At 48.0% G+C, this 1597-nt stretch carries 2 protein-coding genes; both read right to left on the bottom strand.

The features are described from left to right. Positions 1–54: 54 nt before the first annotated feature. Entirely contained in the window at positions 55–999 is a 945-nt protein-coding gene (locus Q0241_RS13110) for an acetamidase/formamidase family protein (RefSeq protein ID WP_299378179.1), read from the bottom strand. A 2-nt stretch (positions 1000–1001) separates the two neighbouring features. Next, the coding region (locus Q0241_RS13105; RefSeq protein WP_299378177.1) for an ABC transporter substrate-binding protein at positions 1002–1597 on the bottom strand (596 nt) is incomplete at its 5' end.

Here is a 1597-nt window from a genome sequence, read left to right as displayed (position 1 = left end):
GATCAGATTGCGAACCTCCAGAACAGGCAAACGGCTTTGGGTTTGGGACATAGATTACTCTAAAACCAGACGTGGGAAGTAGAAAGAGACGATCCAGTTCGGTTGATCGACAATCTCGCTTATTCTGAGATCTCCGCAAACGGAACAGAGCATATAGGCATCAACGGCTTTCATGTTATAGCGCTTACTAAGCAGATCAACCATGCGGCTGACTGCTCCGCGGGCACCTTCCATAAGATCATCACCAACACCTGTTGTGACTTCGTATCCCTTACTATCAAGATGATTTGTTACAGGTCCCGGTGTTGTAAAACGGGGTGTCTCTAGCTTTTCATTTTTAATGAGGTCAAGAGTTACGACCGTGTTCATCGGGCTTTCAATGGCAGTCCCGCATACTTCACCGTCTCCTTGGGCTGCGTGGGTGTCACCGATTGAAAATAAACCCCCGGCGACTTCAACGGGAAGATAAAGTTCCGTACCTGCAGCCAGATCCCGAATGTCGATATTCCCGCCTACACGTCGTGGGGGCACAACAGAGTGCAAACCCGCTTCGGCAGGTGCCAAACCAATAGTTCCTGCAAAGGGTTTTAAGGGAACTTTTCCGCCGGGTCCAAATGCGGATGTACCAAGTGCATCCTTATCATAGCTCCAGATGTGAAGAGCGGGATCTTCAAATCTGTCAGCGAGTAACCCGAAACCGGGAATATTTGCGGTCCATCCAAAGCCTGAGGGCTTGAATTCCTCTATGGATACCTTGATGACATCGCCTGGTTTGGCGCCGTCAATAAAGATTGGGCCGTTGACGGGGTTAACTTTCCCAAAATCCAGTGTTTTTACATCTTCTACAGTAGATTCAGGGTTCAATTGTCCCGCGGATGAATCCAGACATTCAAATTCCAATGTTGATCCGGGTGCGACAGTCTCAACGGGTGAGAATGAATTATCCCACCCGAAGTGATGCTGTGCAGCGTGGATTGTATAATCACATGCTTTGCACATACTTACATTCCATCCTTCACAAACACAGTGTCGTAATGAACAGGAATGTGCACAGGATCGACAAAAATACCGTCCGGGCCATCCAGCCGTTCTGAACGAATTGTGAAACGTTGCTCGTTAAAGATTGGAACCCATGGTGCTTCGTCTTGAATACTGGTGAAGATTTTTTTCCATGCGGCTTCGCGTTTGGCTGCATCGGCTGGATCTGTCATGGAATCAGCTTCAATCGCCAACTTGTCTAGCTTTGGATTACAATACCATGACCAGTTCCAGCCACCCTGTACGGCACCACTACACCCTAAAATAGGGCCATAGAAGTTGGATGGATCAGGGAAATCGGCAATCCATGCCATACCACCTGACCAGATCATTGGGGCTTGATCTTCTTCACCACCTGCAGCAATCACATTACTCTGCGCAAGGGATTTAATTTCAGCCTTGATACCAATTGCGGCGAGGTCTTGCTGAATTGCCTGTGCAATACGAGGCTGAGGATCTGTATTTGCAACATAAAGCTCTGTTGTAAAACCATCTGCGTGTCCTGCTTCAGCAAGTAAGGCCTTAGCTGCTGTCTGGTCAAAGGAAAAACCTTTGTAAT

It is taken from the genome of uncultured Kiloniella sp. (genome assembly GCF_937128705.1).
Taxonomy (GTDB): domain Bacteria; phylum Pseudomonadota; class Alphaproteobacteria; order Kiloniellales; family Kiloniellaceae; genus Kiloniella.
This window is presented reverse-complemented; position numbering and strand designations above follow the sequence as displayed.

Excerpts from the sequence above, each read along its gene's own strand:
- Q0241_RS13110 (WP_299378179.1), bottom strand. The coding sequence starts at position 999 with ATGTGCAAAGCATGTGATTATACAATCCACGCTGCACAGCATCACTTC.